The 1946-nt window shown below is 64.0% G+C and carries 2 protein-coding genes and 1 pseudogene; 2 read left to right on the top strand and 1 reads right to left on the bottom strand.

What is annotated here, in order from left to right; all coding sequences use genetic code 11:
* The coding region (locus tag EN893_RS31545; RefSeq protein ID WP_245490934.1) for a lyase family protein at positions 1-499 on the top strand (499 nt) is incomplete at its 5' end.
* Positions 499-1671: a 4-hydroxybenzoate 3-monooxygenase gene (gene pobA, locus EN893_RS31540; RefSeq protein ID WP_127266579.1), complete on the top strand. Its 1173-nt coding sequence runs from the start codon at positions 499-501 to the stop codon at positions 1669-1671. The genes EN893_RS31545 and pobA, both read left to right, overlap by 1 nt.
* A gap of 10 nt (positions 1672-1681) precedes the next feature.
* On the opposite strand, the pseudogene EN893_RS31535 reads toward pobA, so the two are convergent.
* Positions 1682-1946 (bottom strand): annotated as a pseudogene (locus tag EN893_RS31535) (NUDIX hydrolase); the annotation flags it as partial.

Below are 1946 nucleotides of genomic sequence, written 5' to 3'. Positions count from 1 at the left end.
GTCGAGATGCCTGCTGGTGGTGCAGTTCGGCGGTGCCGCCGGCACACTGGAAAAACTAGGCGACAAAGGGAAAGCGGTGCGCGCAGCCCTGGCCGTCAGGCTTGGTCTTGGCGACGCACCGCAATGGCAGAACCAGCGCGACGCGCTCGCTGATTTTGCCGGTTGGTTATCGCTGCTGACCGGCAGCCTCGGCAAATTCGGCCAGGACATCGCTCTGATGGCGCAAGATGGAACCGAGATCAAACTTTCCGGCGGTGGCGGCTCGTCTACCATGCCTCACAAGCAGAACCCGGTGAAGGCCGAAGCGCTGGTGGCGCTTGCCCGCTTCAACGCCACGCAGCTTGCCGGCCTGCATCACGCGCTCGTGCATGAGCAGGAGCGGTCGGGTGCTGCATGGACGCTGGAGTGGCTATTGCTGCCGCAAATGGTCGTCGCAACGGCAGCGTCGCTGCGCCTTGCCGCCGAACTGGCCGCACAGGTCGAAAGTCTCGGCCACTGATGCGCACGCAAATCGTCGTCATCGGGTCCGGGCCGTCCGGGTTGCTGCTTGGGCAACTGCTGGCCGGCATCGGCGTCGAGACGGTCATTCTTGAACGTGCGAGCCGCGAGCGCGTGCTTGGCCGCGTGCGGGCAGGGGTGCTCGAACAGGGCACCGTCGAATTGCTGGAACAGGCCGGCGCGGCGGCAAGGCTGCATGCCGAAGGGCTGCCGCATACTGGCATCTCGCTCGCCTTCGACGGACGCTTGCATCGCATCGACCTCGAGGCGCTGACCGGCGGCAGGCATGTCACCGTCTATGGCCAGACCGAGGTCATGCACGATTTGATGGACAAGCGCGACGCGGCAGGGCTGACCACGATCTACGAGGCGGCAAATGTCGCTCTGCACGATTTCGACGGCACCGCGCCTTTCGCCACCTATGACAAGGATGGCGTCACGCATCGCATCGACTGCGACTTCGTTGCCGGCTGCGACGGTTATCATGGCGTCAGCCGCAAATCGGTGCCCGAGCGTACCCTAAAAATCTTCGAGCGGCAGTATCCGTTCGGCTGGCTCGGCGTGCTGGCCGAGGTGCCGCCAGCCGACCGCGAACTGGTCTACGCCAATCACGAGCGGGGTTTTGCGCTGTGCTCGATGCGCTCGACGCATCGCAGCCGCTACTATGTGCAGTGCCCGCAGGACGATCGCGTGGAGGCGTGGTCGGATGAGCGCTTCTGGGACGAGTTGCGCCGCCGCTTGCCGGAGCAGACGGCGGCAAATGTCGTCACCGGCCCATCCTTCGAGAAATCGATCGCGCCGCTGCGCTCCTTCGTTGCCGAGCCAATGCGCTTCGGCAGGATGTTCCTGGTTGGCGACGCCGCCCATATCGTACCGCCGACCGGGGCGAAAGGGCTCAACCTCGCCGCCAGCGACGTGCGCTATCTCTTCGCAGGTTTGCGCGACTTCTACGTCGAGAAGTCACATGATGGCATCGATGCCTATTCCGGCAAGGCGCTGGCACGGGTCTGGAAGGCGGTGCGCTTTTCCTGGTGGATGACGACGATGCTGCACCGTTTTCCCGACACCGGCGATTTCGGCCAACGCATCCAGGAGGCCGAACTCGACTACCTCATGCACTCGCGCGCCGCATCGACCGCGCTCGCCGAGAACTATGTCGGCCTGCCTTATTGAGGGCTGCGGATCATCCCGCGCCTTGCTGCCTGGCAAGATCCAAAAGCATCGGGCGCTGCCCCTTGAGGATTTTCACCTCGGCCTCGGGCAAGGTGAACCAGCCCGCTCTGTCGACCTCCGGGAACTCCTTCAGGGATCCCGACCTTGGCGGCCATTCCATGGTGAAGCTGTTGCTCTTGATGGAGGTCACATCGATGTCGATGGTCGCCTCGACGGACCAGGCCGAGACGATCTTGCCGCCCGGTTGCCTGTAGTCGCCGAGACGAGTGAAGTAT

The sequence above is a fragment of the Mesorhizobium sp. M7A.F.Ca.CA.004.04.2.1 genome (assembly GCF_004022825.1).
In the GTDB taxonomy this organism is placed as follows: domain Bacteria; phylum Pseudomonadota; class Alphaproteobacteria; order Rhizobiales; family Rhizobiaceae; genus Mesorhizobium.
Note: the sequence above shows the minus strand (reverse complement) of the source record. Positions and strands in the feature narration are given on the sequence as shown.